23 protein-coding genes are annotated in these 21593 nt (G+C 63.8%); 12 read left to right on the top strand and 11 right to left on the bottom strand.

The features are described 5' to 3' along the window. The first annotated feature begins 303 nt into the window (after positions 1-303). Together AT302_RS17465 and AT302_RS17460 are read left to right on the top strand one after the other, a co-directional pair. On the top strand, positions 304-1152 hold the full coding sequence (locus AT302_RS17465; protein ID WP_237171950.1) for an NAD(P)-dependent oxidoreductase: 849 nt from the start codon (positions 304-306) through the stop codon (positions 1150-1152). A 227-nt stretch (positions 1153-1379) separates the two neighbouring features. Beyond that, positions 1380-2138 (top strand): IclR family transcriptional regulator, encoded by a 759-nt coding sequence (locus AT302_RS17460; protein ID WP_058379519.1) that lies wholly within the window; start codon positions 1380-1382, stop codon positions 2136-2138. On the opposite strand, the gene AT302_RS17455 is transcribed toward AT302_RS17460, so the two are convergent. The 5 genes from AT302_RS17455 to AT302_RS17435 all read right to left on the bottom strand — a co-directional run bounded on the left by AT302_RS17455 (position 2128) and on the right by AT302_RS17435 (position 5640). Beyond that, positions 2128-2706 (bottom strand): SRPBCC family protein, encoded by a 579-nt coding sequence (locus tag AT302_RS17455; protein WP_058379518.1) that lies wholly within the window; start codon positions 2704-2706, stop codon positions 2128-2130. The two genes, AT302_RS17460 and AT302_RS17455, sit on opposite strands and share 11 nt — an antisense overlap. Before the next feature lie 10 nt (positions 2707-2716). Continuing rightward, positions 2717-3247 (bottom strand): glycine cleavage system protein R, encoded by a 531-nt coding sequence (locus AT302_RS17450; RefSeq protein WP_058379517.1) that lies wholly within the window; start codon positions 3245-3247, stop codon positions 2717-2719. A gap of 99 nt (positions 3248-3346) precedes the next feature. Next, complete coding sequence (locus AT302_RS17445; protein ID WP_064675102.1) at positions 3347-3997, bottom strand: phosphoribosyltransferase; 651 nt, start codon at positions 3995-3997, stop codon at positions 3347-3349. A gap of 73 nt (positions 3998-4070) precedes the next feature. Then, a complete protein-coding gene (locus tag AT302_RS17440) occupies positions 4071-4823 on the bottom strand; it encodes a sulfite exporter TauE/SafE family protein (protein ID WP_058379516.1) in 753 nt (250 codons plus the stop codon). A gap of 106 nt (positions 4824-4929) precedes the next feature. After that, a complete protein-coding gene (locus AT302_RS17435) occupies positions 4930-5640 on the bottom strand; it encodes a phosphatase PAP2 family protein (RefSeq protein ID WP_058379515.1) in 711 nt (236 codons plus the stop codon). Positions 5641-5923: 283 nt separating this feature from the next. Between AT302_RS17435 and AT302_RS17430 the strand changes: the two genes are divergently transcribed. From AT302_RS17430 to AT302_RS17395, 9 genes are all read left to right on the top strand, one after another. Further along, positions 5924-7543, top strand: a complete 1620-nt coding sequence (locus AT302_RS17430; protein WP_058379514.1) for a restriction endonuclease — start codon at positions 5924-5926, stop codon at positions 7541-7543. 171 nt (positions 7544-7714) lie between these two features. After that, positions 7715-8170: a DUF2501 domain-containing protein gene (locus AT302_RS17425; RefSeq protein WP_058379513.1), complete on the top strand. Its 456-nt coding sequence runs from the start codon at positions 7715-7717 to the stop codon at positions 8168-8170. A gap of 231 nt (positions 8171-8401) precedes the next feature. Further along, the gene (locus tag AT302_RS17420) at positions 8402-9046 is read left to right on the top strand and encodes an FMN-binding negative transcriptional regulator (RefSeq protein ID WP_058379512.1); all 645 of its coding nucleotides are present in this window, start codon (positions 8402-8404) and stop codon (positions 9044-9046) included. Positions 9047-9174: 128 nt separating this feature from the next. After that, positions 9175-9333, top strand: coding sequence for a hypothetical protein (locus tag AT302_RS17415; protein WP_157125821.1), 159 nt, complete (start codon positions 9175-9177; stop codon positions 9331-9333). Positions 9334-9381: 48 nt separating this feature from the next. Continuing rightward, on the top strand, positions 9382-10293 hold the full coding sequence (locus AT302_RS17410; RefSeq protein ID WP_237171949.1) for a DNA/RNA non-specific endonuclease: 912 nt from the start codon (positions 9382-9384) through the stop codon (positions 10291-10293). A gap of 30 nt (positions 10294-10323) precedes the next feature. Beyond that, entirely contained in the window at positions 10324-10605 is a 282-nt protein-coding gene (locus tag AT302_RS17405) for a hypothetical protein (protein WP_058379509.1), read from the top strand. A 1139-nt stretch (positions 10606-11744) separates the two neighbouring features. Continuing rightward, entirely contained in the window at positions 11745-11912 is a 168-nt protein-coding gene (locus AT302_RS27680; protein ID WP_157125820.1) for a hypothetical protein, read from the top strand. A gap of 38 nt (positions 11913-11950) precedes the next feature. Continuing rightward, positions 11951-12304, top strand: coding sequence for a hypothetical protein (locus tag AT302_RS17400; protein ID WP_058379508.1), 354 nt, complete (start codon positions 11951-11953; stop codon positions 12302-12304). 196 nt (positions 12305-12500) lie between these two features. Further along, entirely contained in the window at positions 12501-13961 is a 1461-nt protein-coding gene (locus tag AT302_RS17395; RefSeq protein WP_058379507.1) for a M20 family metallopeptidase, read from the top strand. A gap of 22 nt (positions 13962-13983) precedes the next feature. Here AT302_RS17395 and AT302_RS17390 read toward each other — a convergent pair whose 3' ends face one another. The 6 genes from AT302_RS17390 to AT302_RS17365 all read right to left on the bottom strand — a co-directional run bounded on the left by AT302_RS17390 (position 13984) and on the right by AT302_RS17365 (position 20258). Further along, positions 13984-15246, bottom strand: coding sequence for a hydantoinase/carbamoylase family amidase (locus tag AT302_RS17390; protein WP_058379506.1), 1263 nt, complete (start codon positions 15244-15246; stop codon positions 13984-13986). Positions 15247-15370: 124 nt separating this feature from the next. After that, a complete protein-coding gene (locus tag AT302_RS17385; RefSeq protein WP_058380398.1) occupies positions 15371-16270 on the bottom strand; it encodes a dihydroorotate dehydrogenase in 900 nt (299 codons plus the stop codon). 103 nt (positions 16271-16373) lie between these two features. Continuing rightward, on the bottom strand, positions 16374-17228 hold the full coding sequence (locus tag AT302_RS17380) for a dihydroorotate dehydrogenase electron transfer subunit (RefSeq protein WP_058379505.1): 855 nt from the start codon (positions 17226-17228) through the stop codon (positions 16374-16376). Continuing rightward, complete coding sequence (locus tag AT302_RS17375; RefSeq protein ID WP_058379504.1) at positions 17225-18481, bottom strand: MFS transporter; 1257 nt, start codon at positions 18479-18481, stop codon at positions 17225-17227. The genes AT302_RS17380 and AT302_RS17375 overlap by 4 nt, the downstream gene beginning before the upstream one ends. A gap of 228 nt (positions 18482-18709) precedes the next feature. Continuing rightward, a complete protein-coding gene (locus AT302_RS17370; RefSeq protein ID WP_058379503.1) occupies positions 18710-19033 on the bottom strand; it encodes a hypothetical protein in 324 nt (107 codons plus the stop codon). Between the two features lie 160 nt (positions 19034-19193). Further along, positions 19194-20258 (bottom strand): porin, encoded by a 1065-nt coding sequence (locus AT302_RS17365; RefSeq protein ID WP_058379502.1) that lies wholly within the window; start codon positions 20256-20258, stop codon positions 19194-19196. Positions 20259-20643: 385 nt separating this feature from the next. Here AT302_RS17365 and AT302_RS17360 point away from each other — a divergent pair, with 385 nt between their 5' ends. Further along, positions 20644-21558 carry a helix-turn-helix domain-containing protein gene (locus AT302_RS17360; protein ID WP_058379501.1) on the top strand — a complete coding sequence of 305 codons (915 nt, stop codon included), beginning with the start codon at positions 20644-20646 and terminating at the stop codon, positions 21556-21558. Positions 21559-21593: the final 35 nt, after the last annotated feature.

Below are 21593 nucleotides of genomic sequence, written 5' to 3'. Positions count from 1 at the left end.
TCAACGCCCGATTCAATCGGCTGCCGGTGCGCACCAAAGTGGGGCGAATTCGTCTCAAGGCCCCGTCGGGTGGGCGATCACGCTGGCGCGCCCGGGCCGGGCGTCCCTATAATGACGGCTCGCAAGCCCCCTGATATTCGAACGAATCCGGCACGCGCATGCATGCATCATGCAAGCGCCGGATTTCAGTCTGTAAAACTACCTGCGAGGCCCTTCGAAGTGACTTCCCCCGAAACGCATGCTCCCGTCAGCAATAGCCCTAGCCCTAGCCCTAGCCGCATCGCATTTCTCGGACTGGGCGTCATGGGGTATCCCATGGCCGGCCATCTTCAACGCGCCGGTCACACGGTGACTGTCTATAACCGCACGGCCGCCAAAGCCGAGCAGTGGGCGAAAGACTACGGCGGCAAGCACGCGGCCACGCCGGCCGAGGCCGTGCGCGACGCCGATATCGTGGCTGCCTGCGTGGGCAACGACGACGATCTGCGCAGCGTGGTCCTCGGCGAGCATGGCGCGTTTGCCGGCATGAAGCCGGGCGCGGTGTTCGTGGATCACACGACGGCGTCGGCCGACGTGGCGCGCGAGCTCTACGCCGTCGCCCGCGAGAAGGGCCTGCACTTTGTCGACGCACCGGTCTCCGGCGGCGAAGCCGGTGCGAAAAACGGTGTGCTCACGATCATGTGCGGCGGCGATGCCGATGCCTTCGATCAGGTGGCGCAAACGCTGCATGCCTATGGCCGCGCCGTTACCCGGATTGGTGAAGCGGGTGCAGGGCAACTCGCCAAGATGGTCAATCAGATCTGCATCGCCGGGCTGGTGCAGGGGTTGTCCGAGGCGATCAACTTCGGTCAGCAAGCCGGTCTCGATATGAAGGTCGTGCTCGACGTCATCAACAAGGGCGCAGCAGCCAGTTGGCAGATGGACAATCGTGGCCAGACGATGATCGACGGCAAGTTCGACTACGGCTTCGCAGTGGACTGGATGCGCAAGGATCTCGGCCTGTGTCTGGCAGAAGCGCAGCGCAATGGCGTGTCGCTGCCGGTTACCGCATTGGTCGATCAGTTCTATGGCGATGTGCAGGCACTGGGCGGCCGCCGTTGGGATACGTCGAGCCTGATTCACCGTCTGCGCGTGCTGTCGGGCAAGGCCTGATCGATTGCCGGTCGATTCATGGATCGATAGCAGGTGTTGTTTTGGAGCCAGCCTTCGGGTTTATCTCCAATCGTCAGCACCTGCCGGTTGGCACTAGAATGCGGAAAACGGGACGTCGTGGTGCGACGGCACGGCGGCGGGTAACGCGGTAGGTGTGCGGGGCCGGTGTCGTGCGGGAGGAGACCGCCACGATTGATAACGACACTTACAAAGATCCGAAAACCGGCATGAGCAATCAGTCGAACGCCGCGGCCGTCCGCGCATTCCGCATTCTTGAAATTCTCTGCGCCGCAGGCGCGCCCATGACACTGGCGGAGATCGTCGCCGCCATTGGTCTGCCCAAACAGACCGTGCATCGCATTCTCAAGCAACTGGAAGCCGCCTGGCTCGTGACCCGCGAGGCGGGCAGCCGGCACTACGAGCCGTCGTCGCGCGTGCGTGCGCTGGCGGTCAATGCGCTGATGCATGCGGGCCCGGCTGCGGCTCGGCATGCCATTCTCCAGCAACTGGTCGACAAGCTCGGCGAGACCTGCAACCTGTCGATGCTCTCGGGCGACGATCTGGTCTATCTCGATCGTGTGGAGACCGAATGGTCGCGCCAGCTCAAGCTTTCGCCCGGCTCGCGTGTGCCATTGCACTGCACGGCGAGCGGCAAGCTGCTGTTGGCGTTTTTGCCCCGCACGCGACGCGAGAAGCTGATCGCGCATCTGCCGCTGCGTCCCCGGGCGGAGAACACGATTACCGATCTTGAGGATTTGCGTGCCGAACTGGCCGAGACGCGCAAGCGCCGTGTGGGCACGAATAACGAGGAACATGTGCCGGGCATGATCGCCGTCGCGGTGCCGGTCATGCTCGACCGCAACCGCGCCTGTGCGGCGATCGCGGTGCAAGCCAGCGCCGAGCACTCGACGCTGGACAAGCTCATGACCTATCTGCCAGAACTTCAAGCCGCCGCCGAGACGATGGCCGCCACGTTCAACGAGTAGGCTCGGCAGGTTCGGCGGGTTTGGCAGTCTCGGTCGCGGCAGGGGCCATCGCATCGAACGCCTGCGTCAACTGCAAGGCGCCTTGTGCCGATTCCGCCCGGACGCGAGGGCCGATGAAGATCGGGTCGAGCACGAGGAACAGCAGATTCGGCGTGCGATAGACAAAGTCGCGTTCGAAGCGCGTGCCCGTGCCGTCGGGCGTGAGCTTGTAGCGTACCTCGCCTGACGGACGGCGGTTGACTTCGCCTTCAATGCGCCATTCCAGCGGCGGCTGCGCTTCGACCACTTTCCAGTGAATGATGCCGTGGCGTCCGGCGAGTCGGAATTCTTCCGCGACTTCTTCGCCCAGCGTGAGCGGATGATCCGTCGCACCCTCCACCGCCAGCGATGCCGGATGCCACTTGGGCCAGTTGGCAGGGGTGGTCACGTAGTTGTAGACGACCTGCGGCGGCTGGCGCAGGGTGATCACGTTGGTCACATGCGTCTGGCGCTCGAACGGCAACGGGGCGAGCGACAGCACGGCAAGGATGGCAACGGCGGTGAGAACGATCAGGAAGGCTCTCTTCATCGGCGCGCGCTCAGGCACCGGGGGGCGAATCGAGTTCAACGTCGACCATCAGGTCGTTGGCGAGCCCCTCTAGTACCTGACGCAGCGCGTCGGTCGAAACGTTGGCCGGCACGCGAAGGCGCGCGGTGGCACGAAACAGCGTGCCGCCGGACATCGACCCTTCGACGCACTCAGTGTCGAGTTCATCGATGCTGATGCCGCGTGCAAAGAGCACGTGCGAGATTTCCTTGACGATGCCGGGGTGATCCTGACCGACGAGATCCAGCTGGAGCAGACGTGCGCCAGGATCGGCGGCGGCGCTTTGCGCATGGGTAACCGATACGCGCAGCCCGTGGGTTTCAAGCGCTTGCAGGGCTTGCGTGAGCGTGGCGACGCGCTCGTCGGCGACCTGAAGATGCACGATGCCGGCGAATTGTCCGGCCAGATTGGCGAGTCGGCTTTCGAGCCAGTTGGCGCCGGCGGCGGTGGCGCGATCGGCGATGGCGTTGACCAGCCCCGGGCGGTCCGGGCCGATCACGTTGAGAATCAAGGACGTCGTCATAGCAGGCTCCGTCGAATTAGCGCGCGAGGCTCAAGTGTAGTGCAATCGCACCGGTCGCCGCTATGGCCGCGCTTGGCCGCCGTCCTGGCGACGGCGCGCTCAGGGCCCCGCTTCGGCCATGCGCAACAACGCGATGACGGTAGCGTCGTCGGTCTGTGAGAAATCGCTGTACGCGATGCTGACCGCGTAAAACGGTTGCGGCATCTCAAGGCAGATAACGGCATCGGCCAATGGCTGAAGCCGTGCCACGGCGTCGTGCGCGCCGACCGGCGCACAGGCGACGAGCGGCCCGGCACCGAGCCGTCGCAAGGCGCGCAACGCGGCGGTCATGGTCGCACCGGTGGCGATGCCATCGTCGACCACCACCACCGGTTGCCCCGAGACGCGCGGTGCACCGCGCCCGGGTGTGTAGGCCTGACGCCGTTGTTGCAACAACGCGCGCTGACGGGCTGTTTCCCGCGTGAGATAGACGCCGGTGGCACCAAGCGACAACGCATGGTCGGCGAGAAAGATGCCGCCGAATTCGTCGACCGCGCCCACGGCCAGTTCGCTCTGATGCGGCGCGCCGAGCTTGTGGGCGAGCAGCACGTCGAGCGTGCCGTTCAACTGTCTGGCAATAGGCAGGGCGACGGGCACACCACCACGCGGGATGGCGAGTACGAGCGGCGGGGCGCAACGCGAGAGCACGGCGTGCGAGGCGAGAACTTCGGCGAGGGCGTTGCCGGCAGCGGCGCGATCGAGGAACGGCATGACGGCGGCGGGGGCAAGCCCGGCAGGAGGGACGATTCCGCCATCGTAACGCCGCAGCCTGATGCCCGTTTGATTAGCGCGCGAGGAGTTCGGGCACGGTGCCGACCAGCAGCGTCACACCCGAGCAGGCAAGCAGCGCGAGCACCATGCGGCGGAAGGCGTGATCCGAGAGGAATTTGTAGGCCCAAGCGCCAGCGAGCGTTGGCAGGATCATCGAGGGCACGGCAATCGCGAACAGGTGGAGCGTCTTCGTGGTGATTACGCCGTGCACCGTGTACATGATGATAGTCAGCGTGTGCATCACGATGAAGAAGAGCTGCATGACGGCGCGCTGCAAGTCCTTGTCCCAGCCACGCAAGGTGCACCACAACGTGGGCACGACGCCCACGAGGCCGCCGATGCCGCCCATCAATCCGCCGATGAAGCCGACCACACCGTCGGCCGCGCGCCCGCCTCGCGTGATGCGGGGCAGGTGGGCCGAGAGCAGCAGGATCGTGCAGTACACGACGAGAATGGCCCCGATGCCCGCGCGAAACCACACCGGGTCGAGATAGCGAAGAATCCACACGCCGACCGGCACGCCAACGAGGCCGCATAAGACGAACGGCGCGAGTCGGTCGAGCGGCACGGATCGGCGCACGGCACGCAGCCCGAGAATCTGTCCGATGAGCGAACAGAAGGCGACGAGCGGGCCCGCGAGCGTGGGCGGGAGCGACCACGCCCAGAAGGAGAGCGCGACCAGACCGAACGCGAAGCCCGACAGGCCTTGAACGAAGCCGGCCACGCACGCGCCGGCAATAAGAGGAAGTACGGGATCGAATGTCATGAATCGGGCGCGCGCACAGTGCCGCCGGGCCCGGTGCCGGCCTCTGCTGTGCAGCAGATCAAGGCGGCATTATGCGGTGATCTCGCCGATTCGCTCAACGCTTACGTTAGCGCTTGCCCAGCACCGCCGGTGACCACTTCGCCCACGACGCGACGAAAACCGTACCCATGGAAATGCCGAGTGCGGCACCTGCGAGCGCATCGCTCGTCCAGTGGTAGGCGGACGCAATTTGCCCGAAGCCGGTCGCCGCGACCGCCAGCGCACACGGCCAGCGAAGCGCGCGGTGACGCAGCGCGACGACTGTCGCGAAGGCGAGCATGACCGTCAGGTGGCCGGACGGGAACGAGGCATACGCCACGCCGTCGCCGCCGAACAGCCGGAATTCGAACACGCCGTCATGCAGATACGACGGGTTGTTGTGTGTCCATGTGTCGGGCCACGTGCGGCCGAACAGGAGCTTCAACCCTTGTTTGAGGACACTGGCTACGCCGACGGCGCCACCCGCCAGCCACAACGTGATGAGCCAGTCGGGCAACGCGCGGCGCCACATCAGCGTGGCTCCCAGCACGATGAACACTGGCCACCCGGCCACGAACAGCGGCGAGGGCAGTTCGGCCATGTGCTGCATCCAGTGCGTGCCCTGCGTGTGCAGATGCGCGAATTCGACGATGGGACGGTCAAGCCATGGGATGGCAACAAGCGCCAGCAACAGGCAGCCGAACGCGCTGAGCCATGCGGCGCGCAGACAGAGTCGAGGCGTGACCGGCAGCGAGGCAGGGGAGGTCGGGGTGGCGTGGCCGGGGGTGAATTCAGTCATGACGCAGGTTCGGGTAAATCGGGCGGTAATGCAACTTCCGGGCGCAAGCCTGAGGCAGCGGCGTGGCGATTTGATGACGATCCGCATGCGCGCGTTGCGCTCATGACATTGTTCTGGCGCAAGGAATGGAAAGATTTTTTGCGAGATTGATGCCCATCGTCCTACAATCGTCCCCTGCATGGCGCGGGCCGTGAGAGGCAGTGACGCGGGTCGTCCGGCGCCATCGTTTCGTGTGGGTAGTTCGCCAGTTAAAACAAAATCAATAACGCATGCGGGGGCAGCAGTGATTCGGGGATTCAACAGCATCATCGACCGTCTGGCGCGAGACTTCTGGCGCGCCGCGCATACGCGCGAGCAGCAGCACGCCCAGTCGCAAATGCGAAGTCTGGCGGAAGTCCGTGCCGTCGATCAGGCCCAGCGCGCCTTCGACGACGCGCCCGCCGCCGACGCGGTGGCACGTGAGCGGCTGCATCTGGCCCTGCGCCAAGCCGAGGCCGCTGCCGAGGGCGCACGCGCCAAATTCGAAGTGGCACGTCTGGAGCGCCTGTTGGCCGATGGACTCGCGCGCGACTTGCGCATCCCGCCCGCCGACTTGCGCGCGCGCAACACGCCGCCTGTCCTCGACACCCGTCATCTGCCGAAGATTCTCGCCAAGCCCGAATGGGAAACGTTCGCGCCGGAGAAACCCGGCCGGCTCTCGCTCGCCATGCCCGGGGCGTCGGCACGTTACGAACAGGCGGTGTCGAAGGCTCGCAGCGAGTTCATACACGCCGAGCGTGAATACGAAGGCTCGAAAATCCGTCGTACGCAGGGCTCGATGATTCTGCAAATCGCGCAGCAAAAGGCCACCGAGGCCGCGCGGGCCGAAGCGTCGCTCCACAATGCCGCCGTCGCCGATTTTGAAGGCGCACTGTTGCGCGGTGAGGCGGCCGCCGTGACCGGTTACGCGCGCATCGTGCTGAGCCGCAGCCCGTATCCCGAAGCGTTTCAACAGACGCTCGCGGCGCACTACGTCGAGAATCTTAAGTTGCTCGCCATCGGCTACGACGTGCCCACGCTCGACGCGGCCGTGCCGATCGCACTCGACTATCGCTACGACAGCATCGAGAAGGCGCTTCAGGGCGTCCCCGCCGGCGACGCGCTGCGTGCGCAGGTGTACGCCACCGCGTTGCGGCAAATTCTGCTTCGTTCGCTGTACGAGTTGTTCGCGGCGGACCCGCTGCGGCATGTCAATGCCATCGTCTTCAATATCTATGTCAACGCTGGCGACGAACGGCTTTGCCTCGCAAGTGCGCATGTGTCGCGCGCCGATTTCGCGGCGCTCGTGTTGACCGAGGGCGACGCGGCCACGCATCTGGCGACGCTCGGCGCGCGCGTGTCGGCACGCCCCGAGGCGTTGGAGGCCGTCACGCCGGTGGCCGGTGTCGATATGACGCAGGCGGTCACCGATGCAGACGTCGCCGTCGATCGCCGTTTCAATCTGATGACGCTCACGGACAAGGACTTCACGCAGGTGATGTTCCATCTGCTGCGCTCTCACGGCTTTGAAGGCCCGCCGCTGCTGCCTACCGAAGATGGCATGCTGGCTTGCCGCGCGTGGGACCCTCATCCGATTTTCGGCGGCGATGTGGTGGTGCATATCCGCCGCGATACGCCCCAGTTGGGGCTGGGCGCCGCGCGCGCCATGCTCGCGGAAATGCAGCAGATCGGTGCCGCGCGCGGCATGCTGATTACGACCGGGGAATTCGAAGATGGCGTGGCAGAGTTTGCCCGCGACCGTCGTATCGAACTGCTCGGCGGTCAGCATCTCGTCTTTCAGTTGAAGGAAAACGCAGGCGTCGATGCGAGCGTGCTGGCACCGGAATCTGCCGATGCGACCGGGGCCGCTACGGCGTCGGTGTAAGCGAAGCGCCCGATCGGCGCGACAAGCTCCCGCGATGAGCGAGGATGAGCGAGATCGTCGGCGAAAGACCGGCCTGCTATAGTGGGCCGGACTTTCCCACGTCAAAGCCATTAGGCCATTACGGAGGTTGGTATGTCGCGACGCACGAAACGACTTTCAGTCCTGAGCACGATGGGCGCCATGGGCACGGCCCTGGTGCTGGCACTCGGTGCGCCGACGCTGGCGCACGCGCAGCTCGACGCTTTGAAGAACGCCATCGGCGGCGGAAATTCCGGCGGTACTAATTCGGGTGGTCTGGCCGGCAGTCTGGGCGGACTCGGCTCGGCCAGCTCGATGACGTCGGGCAGCATCGGCAACGCGACCGGCGTGTTGCAGTTCTGTATCAAGAACAACTACCTCAACGGCGGCAATCTGAGTTCGGCGACGGACGTCAAGGACAAGCTGCTCGGCAAGCTCGGCACGCAGTCGGGCTCGGCGGCGGCAAGCCCGGGCTATCTCGATGGTGCCAAGGGGCTGCTGTCCTCGCCAGACGGCAAAACCGTCGATCTGAACGGCGGCGGACTCAAGGAGCAACTCACGCGTCAGGTCTGCGACAAGGTGCTCGATCAGGCGAAGTCGTTTCTCTGACGGCTAACCGCCAGCCGCTAACCGCTAGCGGCTAACGTCCAACGGCTGGCGTCGGATGGACGCCGCACATCATCTCCTCACGGCGGGTGTCATGAAAACGGGCGCCCGCCGCGTCATGTCCACCGCTCGGTGGTACCAAAAAATTCATCGAATTTGGGTCTTTGCGATGGGCCACGCGTAGGCGTACGCTAAGCGTTATTCCATCCCCACCGCTTGAGTCCGGAGTCATCGATGTATCTACCCGCCGCCTTTGCCGACGATCGCCCCGAGGCCATGCACGACCTGATTCGCGCCAATCCGCTTGGCCTGCTCGTGAGTGCCGGTGCGCTCGGGCTGGTGGCCGATCCGATCCCGTTCCTGATCTATCCCGATGAAGGCGAGTTCGGCACGCTGCGTGCCCATCTGGCACGCGCCAATCCGCACGGTCCGACGTTGAACGACGTCGACGATTGTCTGGTGGCATTCACCGGTGCACAGGCCTACATCACGCCGTCGTGGTACGCGGCCAAGGCCGAGCACGGCAAGGTGGTGCCAACGTGGAACTACGCCGCCGTGCATGTCTGGGGCAAGCCACGTTTGATTGACGACGCCGCGTGGGTCCGCCGGTTGGTCGGCGATCTCACAACGTCGCAAGAGCAGGGCAGGCCTGCGCCGTGGGCGGTGGAAGATGCGCCGGCCGACTTCATCGACGGCATGCTGCGTGCGATTGTCGGCGTGGAAATTCCGATTCGTCGCATCGAAGGCAAGTTCAAGGCGACGCAAAACCGGGCCATGGCAGACCGCGTTGGCGTGGTCGAAGGGCTTCGCGCTCAAGGGCCGTTGAGCGAGCCGATGGCCACGCTCGTCGCGCAGCGTGGCGACGTGCCGAAGTCCTGAGAACGCGAGCGTCCTCCCGGACGCTCCGCTATCCCTAAAGTAACGAAAGGAAACAATTTCGCGGGTTTCAGACAGGTTTGCCGTCAGTGTCCACGCATACAATGCGGCATCCCGACTCAGGTGCCGCGATGAAAACATTGCTCGCCATGCTTGCGCTGTTGCTCTGCCTCTTCCTGCTGGAACAGGGGGACGTGCCGAGCGCGCAAGCCGACGAGTGCGGCAATCTCGCACCGGCCCAGACACTGCAATGCGCCGCCTATGGCGTGGGAAACGTGTCCCCCGAATAGTGTTCCTCCGATACAATCGCACCCCCAAGTCTTACCGTAAGTAGTGCGATGAAGCAGTCTGAACGGACGGCCACCGCAGTGCGCGCAACTCGCTTGCGCGCGATGGCCCGGCAATTGGCAACACTCGCAGTCAGCCCTCTTTTCGCGATCTCCGGCAACGCGTTTGCCGCGGCGACCGCCTGCGGCGATCACTACTTTTCGGGCACCGCACCCGATATCACCAACACGTCGATGACGCGAGCGGCACGTGAAGTGTGCTTCAGTGCGTTCGGTGTGATGCACTCGGGCGTCACCCGTACACCGCTCTGGTCGGCCGAACATCTCACGCGCGACCGGCTGGCCGACGCGCGCGAGATGACCCGCGTCAACAACTTCCACGCCGAATCGAATTTGCCTGCCAGCGAGCGCGCCGAATTGCGCGATTACCGTAGCTCGGGATACGACCGGGGGCACATGGCGCCGTCGGCAGATATGCCCGACGCACGCGCCCAATCGGAGAGCTTTTCGCTGTCGAACATGGTGCCGCAGAACAGCGAGAACAATCGCTATCTCTGGGCAGGCATCGAGTCGAGTGTTCGGACATTGGCAAAGGACCGTGGCGAGTTGTTCGTGATCACGGGGCCGCTCTACAAAGGGCAATCGATCACGCAGATCGGTAACCGGGTGATGGTGCCGACGCAGCTCTATAAGGTGGTCTACGACCCAAAGCGGCGACAGGCCGGCGCCTACCTTGTCGCCAACGAAGCAACCGGCGACTATTCGGTAGTGAGCGTGGCGGAACTGGAGAAGTTGGCAGGTATCGACTTCTTTCCCGGCATGCCGGCCTCGGTGAAAGCCACCGCGATGCGCCTGCCGACGCCCAAGGCTGCGGGGGGCGGCAAACGCAAGCGTGACCCCGAGGTGCCTTCGTACCGAGAAGTGCAGACGGTGCTCGATTTTTTGCGCACGATCATTCGCTAACCGATGTTTCCCCCGACACAGGAGTCTTCGATGACCGCTTCGTCCCCGGCCAGCACAACCTTTCACCCGTTCGCCAACGACGCCGATGCGCTCTCGCTCGGTGAGCTCAATGTCGAGAACCATACGGACAACGTTGCCATCTTTGGAAGTCTGACGATTCGCCGCGATGCGCAAGGGCTGCGGCAAGCGCAGGCCCTGAAGGCGGTACTCGACGCCGTGGTGGAGACGCTATCGGCCGGCAAGCTGCCGGAACATGCTGAGCCCGTCGCCGACGCCCCCGCCCGGCAAGTGAAGAACCCCTTCGGCGAGTGATCGCTCCGGATTTACCCGGTGTTGATGCTTTATTCAAACATTTGATGTTGCGGCGCACTAAGTGATTCGGTTCGCCGGATCACCTGCCGCAACTGCCACCACGCCCCGAATTTCATCGTGCGGCATGCCGCGTGTCGCGATGACCGCGCGCACCCCTGTCATTTCTCGTGGTTCCGCCATTCATGCGGGTTGCGCGACAAAGTGTCGCACCTGCGACAAAGTGTCGCATTGACACTCTTGGTCAAAAATCCGGTTTCGCGTCATTCGATCGCTTTTCAGCGAGGTCTTTTTTCGTCTCGAAAAACGATCGAAGCGGGTGGTTTTCTTGTGGCGACGCAACACCGATAAGGGGTTTACGACTTTCTTGCGAAGCGCATACTAGCCCTGCGTCCCGTCGATTCCGATATCAGGGAGTCGGTGATGGGAAAGGCCACGAGCACTAAACAACGCGAGGTTACTTATGCACATCCGTTGGAAAAAAGTGTATTCGAGTGGATGGGGTTCGGTTCATCACATTCAACCCCGTTCGAACCGCAGCGCCATTGAGCGCGAGCAACTCTTTCAACGCCTTCTGGCGGTAGCGATCGCCTGTAGTGTCGGCGGATTCGTTCTCCTGTCAATTGGTGCGGCCTTCCTAGGGCGCTAAAGTCCCCCATCTTCCTTTCGCGCGCGGCACCGCCTTCCGACGGCTTGCCGCGCATCGTTGCATTCCCCTTCTGATTTGAGCGCACCCGCCCCCACAGGCGGATTGCCTGCGCCTGCCACTTCAAACGAATCAAAGCGAACGCTCGTGCCGTTTTGAAACGTTTTGTTACAGATGTTTGAAGTGTCGAAGGGGTTGAATAGCACTCGCGCCCCAAAACCGTAAAAAATCCATTGGAAACAATCGCAATCCCGCGTGAAGCACGTTTTCACTCATCGTGATAAACGTCGGCTGACGTCGTTTTGGCGCGGCATCCTGTAAGTTGACGCTATTGCAATTCCCCCGGAATAGTGACATCTTGAAGCGACATCGGGATGTAGGAATTCAAGGTAGTTGGTTCTGAGGATTTGTCCGAATTGCCTTGCGTCTCTAAATTTTCGATAAAGAAGAAAAGAAAAGCATTGCGGGCCGGTTCGTTTGATTTGTGAGGTGCGCCATGGAAATTCGCTGGGAAAAGTTGTATTCGGGCGGATTGGGTCGTTTTTACGACACTTCGGAATCGAGCCGCCGCCGGGCACGGCGTGCGCAGTTGGCGTGGTTCGGCATTGCCATTTCGGTCGCTGTCGCGGTGGGCGCTGTTGCCATCGCGTGGCGCTGGATCTGATGCCGGCCGGCCGTTTTCACCACATTCGGACTACGGGGATGCTGGCGCTGCTCGCCGCCATGGCGGGCGCGTCGGCGTATGCGCAGCAACTTCAGCCACTCCAGCCAGCCCCGCCGCCGCCCGTCATGCCAATGGCCGCCGAACCGCTCGACGCCGCCGGGCAAGCCTGTGGCAATATTCGCGCGCTGCCCGCCGACGTGACCAATTACCGCTACGAGGTGAAAAACGGCTGCCAGCGGCCCATTACCTTTAGCTGGCGGTGCAACAGTGCCGACACCGAGCACTCGCTCGACGTCGCGGGGCAGGGCAGCCAACTTGCCACCTGCGTGAAGGCCAGCGGTGCTGCCGGGGAGATCATCTTCCACTTTGGCCCGCCGGGGACCGGCAACTGACCGCCTCCGGGCCGGTTGACGGCGATATGACTTGACGGTATCGCCCCACGCGCCTGACCGGCCGACCGGTCGCCACATTTGTCTGGAATGGCTATCATGACGCCATGCCGCTCGCTCGCGAGCGACGCTGACAGCACTGGCGCACTTGCGCACCCGAGACACTCGATCCGCCAAGGACACCCTCCGAGGACCCCCCATGAACGACTCCGTCACCTCGACCCAGCCGTTGCTCGACACGGCCGCTTTGCGTGAATTCGTCGAACGCAAGTGGAACGACGAAATCCTGCACGCTCTCACCGACTACATCGCCGTCCCTGCCAAGAGCCCGGGCTTCGATGCCGACTGGGCACGCAACGGCTATATCGACCGCGTCGTGCGCGACGCTGCCCAATGGGCCGAACGTCAGCCCGTGAAGGGACTCAAGCTCGAAGTGATTCGTCTCGAAGGCCGCACGCCGGTGATCTTCTTCGAAGCACCGGCCACGCGCTCGGGCAGCGATGAAACCATCGTGCTCTATGGTCACCTGGACAAGCAGCCGGAATTCGATGGCTGGCGCAAAGACCTTGGCCCGTGGACGCCCAAGTTCGAAGACGGCAAGCTCTATGGCCGTGGCGGTGCGGATGATGGTTATGCCATCTACGCCAGCGTGACGGCGCTCGCCGCGCTCGATGCGCAAGGTGTGGAACGCCCGCGCTGCGTCGGCTTGATCGAGACGTGCGAAGAGTCGGGCAGCTACGACTTGCTGCCATATGTCGATGCGTTGCGCGATCGGCTGGGCAAGGTGAGTCTGGTGGTCTGTCTGGATTCCGGTGCCGGTAACTACGACCAGTTGTGGCTGACCACGTCGCTGCGCGGCCTGATCTCGGGCAGTCTGGAAGTGCAGGTGCTCGACGAGGGCATTCACTCGGGCGGCTATGGCGGTATCGCGCCGTCGAGCTTTCGCATCATGCGTCAGCTTTTCGAGCGGCTCGAAGACGCGGGTACCGGCAACGTGTTGCCCAAGGGATTTCACAGCCCGATCCCGCTGCAACGCCTGAAAGAGGCCGAAGCGACCGCGGCGATTCTCGGCGACGACGTCTGGAAGAAGATGCCGTGGGCCTGCGGTCAGGATGGTCTGTCGGTGCTGCCGACCACCACCGATCCGAAGGAAGCGCTGTTGAACTCGACGTGGCGCCCGTCGTTGTCGGTGACCGGGGCAGCGGGTCTGCCGGCACTGGCCGATGCAGGCAACGTGCTGCGTCCGCGCACGGCATTCAAGCTGTCGCTGCGCCTGCCGCCGCTGATCGATGCCGCGCAGGCGGTGGCCGAACTCAAGGCGTTGCTCGAATTCGACCCGCCGTACAACGCGAAGGTGACGTTCAAGTCGGATGCCGGTGCGGCGTCCGGCTGGGATGCGCCGGAAGTGGCGCCGTGGTTGTCATCTGCGCTGAACACCGCGTCGCAACGCCACTACGGTGAGGACGTGGCTTTCATCGGGCAGGGCGGCACGATTCCGCTGATGAACACGTTGCAAGCGGGTTTCCCGAGCGCGCAGTTCATGGTGTGCGGCGTGCTCGGACCGAAGTCGAATGCCCACGGTCCGAACGAATTCCTGCACGTGCCCTACGCGAAGAAGCTGACCGCCGCCGTTGCCGAGGTGATTGCGCTGGCACCGTAAGCGCAGCGCTTGGTCGTAGGGTTCAGAGGCGATGCGTCGTCGCTTCGAGCACTTCCACCCCCCGCATGAAGTCATCGATGTCCATGGCTTCATGCGGATTGTGCGAACCGTTCGCGTTACGCACGAACACCATCCCGCTTGGAATACCTGCATTGGCGAAGATCGCGGCGTCGTGACCCGCGCCGCTTGGCACGCGCTCTTGCGGCAGGTCGAGCGCACGGCAAGCATCAGTGAGCAACGATGACACCTGCGCATCCATGATCGCCGGTGCGGATGCCAGCCGCCGGTCGAACACGAACTGCACGCCGCGATCACGCTCAATGGCGCGGCATTCGGTGCGCATCAACTCATAGAACACGTCGAGCGTATCGGCGCTCTGACTGCGCACTTCGAGGCTGAAGTCCACGCGCCCCGGAATGCGCGAGATGGCATGTTCGGCCGGATCGGTGCCGACAATACCTGTCGTCACTACGAGATCGATGCCGCGCTCCAGCAGGGCACGCCAGTGTTCATCGAGCCGGGTGATGAGATCGGCAACGGCAAACATCGCATCGTGTCGCAGCCAGCGCGGCACCGCGCCCGAGTGCCCCGCCTCTCCCACGCACGACACACGGTTGTGGCGCACATTGCCGCGAATGCCGGGCACGATGGCCACCGGCATGTCGCGGGCAATCATCACCGGCCCTTGTTCGATATGCAGTTCCAGCCACGCTTTGGCGCGCGCCGCATCGAAGAGCATCGCCCCTTCACGAATCGCATCGACATCGGCACCGGCTTCGGCCATGCACTCGCCGAGCGGGCGTCCATGCGTGCGATGCGGCATCGCCAGATCGGCGTCGCTCAGTTTGCCGAACAGCGCGCCGGACCCCATGTAGGCTTTCCCGAACCACGCGCTTTCTTCGCCACGCAACGCGAGTACGCGCACCGGCGTCGCCGTCGGGCGGCCGCTACGTTGCTGTTCGACAAGACATAACAGGCCCGCAATGATGCCGGCCATGCCGTCGTAGTTGCCGCCTTGCGGCACGGAGTCGAGGTGCGAGCCGATCCACGTAGCAGGCAGGTTGTCGCGTTCACCGGCATCGGCCGGCAGGGAGAAGATCAGATTGGCCGCGCGATCACGCGTGACCGTCAGCCCCTGATGACCGGCCCATTCGGTCAGATACGACGCCGCAGCGTTCTCGCCTGCACCATAGCTGTCGCGAGAGATGCCGACACCATCGTCGCCGAGACGGCGCAGGTCGTTGAAAAGTTGATCGGCCAGCGAGGCCAGCGCGGTAAGACTCATGAGCGTGTTTTCTGCAATGACGAAATCAATGGGGAAGGGGATCGCGGCTCACTGCCATCGATCGATGGCGATGAGCAACGCACGCCCGGCAAAACATCGCGAAGGCGTGCGTATCGGTCCCCTGTCACCCGGACTGCTGGGCAAAGCGCAGCCAGCGATCGGTGAGCTGGGCGTCGAGGGCGACGGCCCCCGTGAGTGCCGCGAGCTTGTCGATCTGGTGCTGCGCGCAATACGCGGCGAGGCCGTCGACGATATGGCCCATCGCGGCCGGATCGCGAAACGATGCCGTACCCACTTGCACGGCTGTGGCGCCAGCGAGCATGAATTCGACGGCATCCTCCGCCGTCTCGATGCCGCCGCAGCCGATAATCGGAATACGTACGGCGCGATGGCATTGATGGACGAGCCGCACGGCAAGTGGTTTGATCGCCGGGCCTGACAGACCGCCCATGACGTTGCCGAGTTTGGGGCGGCGCGTGTGCACATCGATGGCCATGCCGAGCACGGTGTTCCCCATGACGATGGCATCGGCCCCGGCGTCTTCCGCCGCCCGCGCAATCTGGGCGATCTGCCCGGCATTCGGCGTGAGCTTGACCCAGAGCGGATGCTTCGTGCGCCGCCGAATAGCGCTCACCGCTTTGTAGGTGGTCTCGGGCAGCATGGCAAAGGCCATGCCGTCCGCTTCGAGATTGGGGCACGAGATGTTGGCTTCGATGGCCGCGACTTCGGGCAGCGACAATCGCTCGCAGGCTTCGGCGAACGACTCGGCGGTATCGGCCGAGACGGACACCACGACGGGCGTGTCGAATTGCGTGTACGGCGGCAGTACGTCGCGCAGGTAAGCGTCGAGCCCCTTGCTCGGAATGCCGATGGAATTGAGCATGCCGGCGGGCGTCTCGGCCACACGCGGCGTCGGGTTCCCCGCGCGGGTGGCGGGCGACACGCTCTTAATCACCAGTGCGCCGAGTCGATTGAGATCGAGTGCTTCGCGATATTCAATGGCGAAGCAGCCGGAAGCCGGCATCACCGGATTGCGCAACGTGAGTGCGCCGATGCGAACGCTCAGATCCAGCGCGGCAAGACGGCTTGGATCAGCGTCCGGCGAGCGCCGCGTCGTCGTTTGGAAATCAGCCAAAGTCCACCTCCCCGATGACATCGCGAATCGGAAACACGGGGCCTTCACGGCACACGCGCAGGAATTGCTTATCTCCATCGCAATCGAACAGGCGCACGCACGACAGGCAAACGCCCATGCCGCACGCCATGCGCTGTTCCATCGCCACTTCCGCGACGATCTGCGGATGTGCGGCCACCACGCGTTGCAACAGCATCAGGAGCCGGTGCGAGCCGCAGGTGTAGACGGCGTCGTGCGGGGCGGCGCTGAGCAGGGTGCGAACGCGGGCTTCCACTGCTTCGACGGACGACGAGCCGTCGCTGTCGAACACGCAATGCACGTCGGCCAGTTCACGCGCCATATCGCTGCGCAGGAACTCGTCGCGCATCAGGTCGGCCTCGCTGCGTGCCGACATCACGACGGTGAGCCGAATGCCCGCTGCGGCAGCGCGCTGCACGAGCGGTGCCATCGTGGCCAGACCGACGCCGCGCGCCACCACCATCACGCGCTGCCAGCGCGTGTCGAGCGTGAAGGTATTGCCGAGCGGCCCGACGATATCGAGCGATGCACCTTCCGCCAGCGAGGCGAGCGCACGTGTACCCACGCCCGTGACGTTGTAAAGAAACTCGATGGTGCCGGGCTCGGGGCCGGTGCCGTAGACGCTCATCGGGCGCAGCAGGAACGGCGCCTCCTGATCGGTCACCGGGCACTTGAGTTGATAGAACTGGCCGGGGCGCGTGGTGTCGGCAAGCGGCGCATCGGCGTGCAGACGCAGATAGCGATAGCGGGCATTCACAGCGCGATGAGTCACCACGCGGCAGCGATGCGTCGCGACCGTGGGCGAGTGGCAGGGTGCGTCTTGAATCATTCGAGTTCGGTGCCCTTGAGTTCGGGAATCAGAAAGCGCGTGGCGATCATGTCGAGCACGTAGAGGCTCGCGAGCAATGCGATGGCGATCTGGAAGGAGTAGCGCACGGCGAGCGCGCCGACGACGAGAGGCCCCAGGCCGCCGATGGCGCGGCCGATGTTCCACAAGACGTTTTGTGCGGTAGCGCGTGCGGCTGTGGGATAAGCCTCGGACATCAGCGTGCCGTAGCCGCCGACCATGCCGTTCACGAACATGCCCATGAGCGCCCCGGCAAACAGCATGACGGTCGGGTCGGTCAGTTGTGCGTAGACGAGCACCATCACGACGGCGCCTGCCTGATAGAGCAGGAACGTGGGGCGTCGCCCGATGCGGTCGGCCAGTTGGCCAAACGCCCACACGCCGAACATCATTCCGACGACCGTGGCTGCGGTCCACAACCCCGACTTCGTCAGCGAGAAACCGAGCTTCTGCGAGAGGAAGGTCGGCAGCCAGATCATGATCCCGTAGTAGCCGAAGTTCTGGACCGAGCACAGGATCACGATGCCCAGACTGACGCGCGTGGTTTGGGCGTCTTTCACGAGCAGGCGGAACGCATTCGAGCGGTTTGCCCCGGCATTGCCAGTGCGGCGCACGAACACTTCCGGCTCGTGCAGCTTGTTGCGAAGCACCCACGCGACCAGTGCCGGCAGCACGCCGACGAGGAACATTCCGCGCCAGCCGATGTGGATCAGCAGCATCGGCGTGAGCAGGGCGGCAGCGAGTACGCCGGTCTGCCAGCCGAGCGCTACATACGACGACACGCGGGCGCGTTTGGCGGCCGGCCACGCTTCGGCGGCCAGTGCCATGCCGATGCCGAACTCGCCGCCGAGGCCGATGCCGGCGATGGTGCGATAGGCCAGCAAATCCCAGAAGCCCTGAGCAAACGCACACAGCCCTGTGAAGACGGCAAAGAGCAGGATCGTCCACGTCAGCATGCGCACGCGTCCGTAGCGATCGGAGAGGGCGCCGAACAGAATGCCGCCAGCGACCGCACCGATGAGTGTCCATGTGACCAGCGCACCCGCCTGTCCGGGCGTGAGCGACAGCCCGGCCGTGATCGCTGGCAGCATGAAACCGAGAATCAGCAGGTCGAACCCGTCCATCGCATACCCGATGGCGGAACCGGCGAGCGCTTTCCATGCGTAAGGCGTCACGGTATCGGACGGCGCCGCAGCGGCGCGCTGCGAACCCGGGGTATTCAGGTTGACTTCCATGGTCGTGTCCTGTGGGGCGGCGAGTGATCGAATGAACGAATGGACGAGTCCCGAAGCTGTGCCGCCGCAGTGATCGTCAATAATTGTCTAAATATTTAGACGGATAGTGCAAAAAAATGGGCGGACAGTGTGACGGCCATGTCATGGAAGGGCCAGCCGATCGCGCCACGGTACCGCGCCCGGGTCAGGCGTCGCGCACCGTGCACCATCGTTGGCTGGCCCGGATGTTCAGACATAAACGTCGGTCGTGAACTGCGCGGCAAAATCGTTGAGCGTGGCGAGAAAGCTGGCGTCCGACGATTCGGCCGCATCGCGCAGTTTCGTCGCATAGGCCTTGCTGCGGGCCAGAAACGCATGAAAGGTCTCGCCGTTCGTCGCAATACCGGACTGGCGTTCCGTAAATGCCTGCGCAGACTGGGCGAGCAAGAGCAACGCGGCCGATTCGCGGGTGGCGGTGCGAGACGCGCTCAGGCAGCGTGCGGCAAAGTCTTCGATGTCGGACAGGCCGACGGTGTCGCGCTGCAACCAGGCACAAGCGAGCTTCAAATCCATCACGTGCTCCATTTGTCTAAATATTTAGACTAAACGAACCCAAAGGGTGAGGCAAGACGAAAATTATTGGGTGAAACCCTGATGCGAAGGGCGCCGCGACGATGCCATACGTGTCACGCACCGTCGCGGATGAGGGCGCGCGAGGCGCCCCCGGCAAGGCTCAGAACTTCATCCGCAAGCCGGCGCCGTATGTCTGGCCAGTCGACAAGTCGCTCATGTGGTCGTACTTGTACGCGGCGTAGATGTCGGTGCGCTTGGACAGCGGGTAGTCGTAGCCGAGTGCCCAGGTCGTGCGGCGCTGGTTGTCTCCCGAGCCGTTCGAACCGGTGTAGGCAACCGAGGCGAGTACGCTGCCGCGACCGAGCGGCACCGAGGCGCCCAACTGGCCCGTGTTGCTATGGAAGTTGCCGCTGGCGGCCTGACTGGCGACGAGCATGTACTGCGCAAACAGCTTCACGACGGTGAAGTCGTACGAGAGGCCGAGCTGCGCGGTGTTCTGGTTCGTCAGCCCGGTCACGCCCGGCAGTTGGGTGCCGAAGTCGCCCGGGGCGTTGCTGAAGTTCACGTACTGATAGTTCACGGCCAAGCCGAATGGGCCGTTGCCATAGGTGAGGGCCGCGCCCCACTTCTTGGCGCTATGGTCCGTCGCGCTGTTGCCGGTGGCGTAGATGAGCGTGCCCGCCAGACCGGCGTAGCCCGGCGACGTGTACGCAATGGCGTTGTTCCACGCCGAGTCGCCCACCACGCCTTGTGTCCCCAGACCCTTGTAGGTGTGGAAGATCATCGGCGAGAACGTGTACGAGTTGTTGAACGGGTTGAACTGAATCGTCGCCAGATACAGCGGCGTGGTGATGCGCCCGAGTCGCAGCGTGCCTGCGGTGGTGTTCGACAGGCCGACGTAGGCGTTGCGCGAGAAGAAGCTGTCGCCGGAGAAGCGGCCGTAGGTGCCGTTGTTCGGCTGGAAGTAGCTCTCGAGCACGAACAGCGCGCTGTTGCCACCGCCCAGGTCTTCAGTGCCTGCCATGCCCCAATACGACGTGGTCATGCCGCCGCCTTGCTGCACGGTGGCCGCCTGACCGCCGGGGTTCTTCACCGAGCCGACGTAGGCGTCGGCCAGACCGTAGAAGCTCACACTCGATTGCGCATGGGCAGTCGTCGCGAGTGTGGCCGCGCCCATTGCGGCGGCGCCAGCCAGCTTAGCCACCTTGTTCCAGGTTTTCATCATTCCCTCTTTTATGTGTACAAATTTCTGGACGGCGCGCAGGCTATCACTGCCGGCTCGCCCGGTCATCCCCAAAATTGCGCTGGACGTCGATATCTACCGGCCATTCCCGTGGTGTGGGGCAGACCTGCTCGGCATCGTGCCGATGTCTAAAAAAATAGACAACCGAAAAAATATTGGCGTGGCGCCGGCGTCACGGTGGCTTGGCGAGGGGGCAGCGACAGTGCGATGAAAGTGAGAGGGTCCCGGGCGGCACTGGCGGTGAGGGCGTCGGTATAATCCCGGCACGATGTTGCGAGGGCGCGAGAGGACGTCGTGCGCCGCCGACACATCAGACGTAGCGCCCTGAAGCGGCGCGGCATGACGAGGCATTCCAACAGGGGGAGATTTGAACCGAACCGCGACGACATCCCGGGCGCCGAGAGGCGCGCGTTTCAACTTCCGGGCCATTGGCGAGCGCTTGCGCGCCTACCGGCTGGCGGCCGAACTGCGCAGCGAAGACGTTGCCGAACGGCTCGATATTTCGCGCGCGGCTATCTACAAGCTCGAACGTGGCGAGATCGTGAAGATCGATACGCTGGAGCGGCTCGCAGCGTTGTTGGGCGTGTCGCTGGCGAATCTGCTGGGCGTCGAGGTCGAGTATCACGATTCGGCGGTGAGCTACTTCGAGCGCATGCGCCAGCTGGAAGGCCGTTCGGAGCGCATCGTCGCGCATTTCGACCCGATCTCGTTTCTGCTGACGTCGAGCGACTACGACGTGTGGCTGCGTCATATGCTCGAAGAAAGCATTCCCCCGCGACTGTCCGACAAGCATTGGGCAACGACGATCGATCGCGTGCTGGGCATTCTGCAAGAGCGCAAGGCGAGTTTTTCGCGCCATCGTCTGGCCGTCACGAGCCTGATCGGGCTGCGCCAGATCGAGCAGTTTCTGCACCACGGTCTTGTGGGACGGCTCGGGTTGCCACCGGGCGTGCAACTGGAGCGCAAGATGGCGGCGCGCCGCGAGGTGACGCGCATTATTGAGTTTCTCGAGGCGGACACGTCGGGTGTGCAGATCGGCATTGTGAGCGACAACATGCCGAATGAGTCTTTCCAGATTTTTGAGGCGGAAGGTGAGGCGTATGTTGCGGTGTCGCCGTTCCGTCTGGGCGAACTGCCGAACCTGCGCACCGGCATCGCCACCATCACCACGTCGCCCGATGGCGTGGGCATGTATCGCGCCATGATTGACCGCTTGTGGGCCGACTCCGCCAAAGGCAAGGAAGGCGCTGCCTTGTTGGGCCAATTGCTCGCGCGCTTCTAAGCGAAAACTTCTGAGCGCACACCCCCAGCGGCGCA

The sequence above is a fragment of the Pandoraea norimbergensis genome, assembly GCF_001465545.3.
GTDB classification, from domain to species: Bacteria; Pseudomonadota; Gammaproteobacteria; order Burkholderiales; family Burkholderiaceae; genus Pandoraea; species Pandoraea norimbergensis.
The sequence above is the reverse complement of the archived record's forward strand: the minus strand, read 5'-3'. Positions and strand labels throughout refer to the sequence as shown.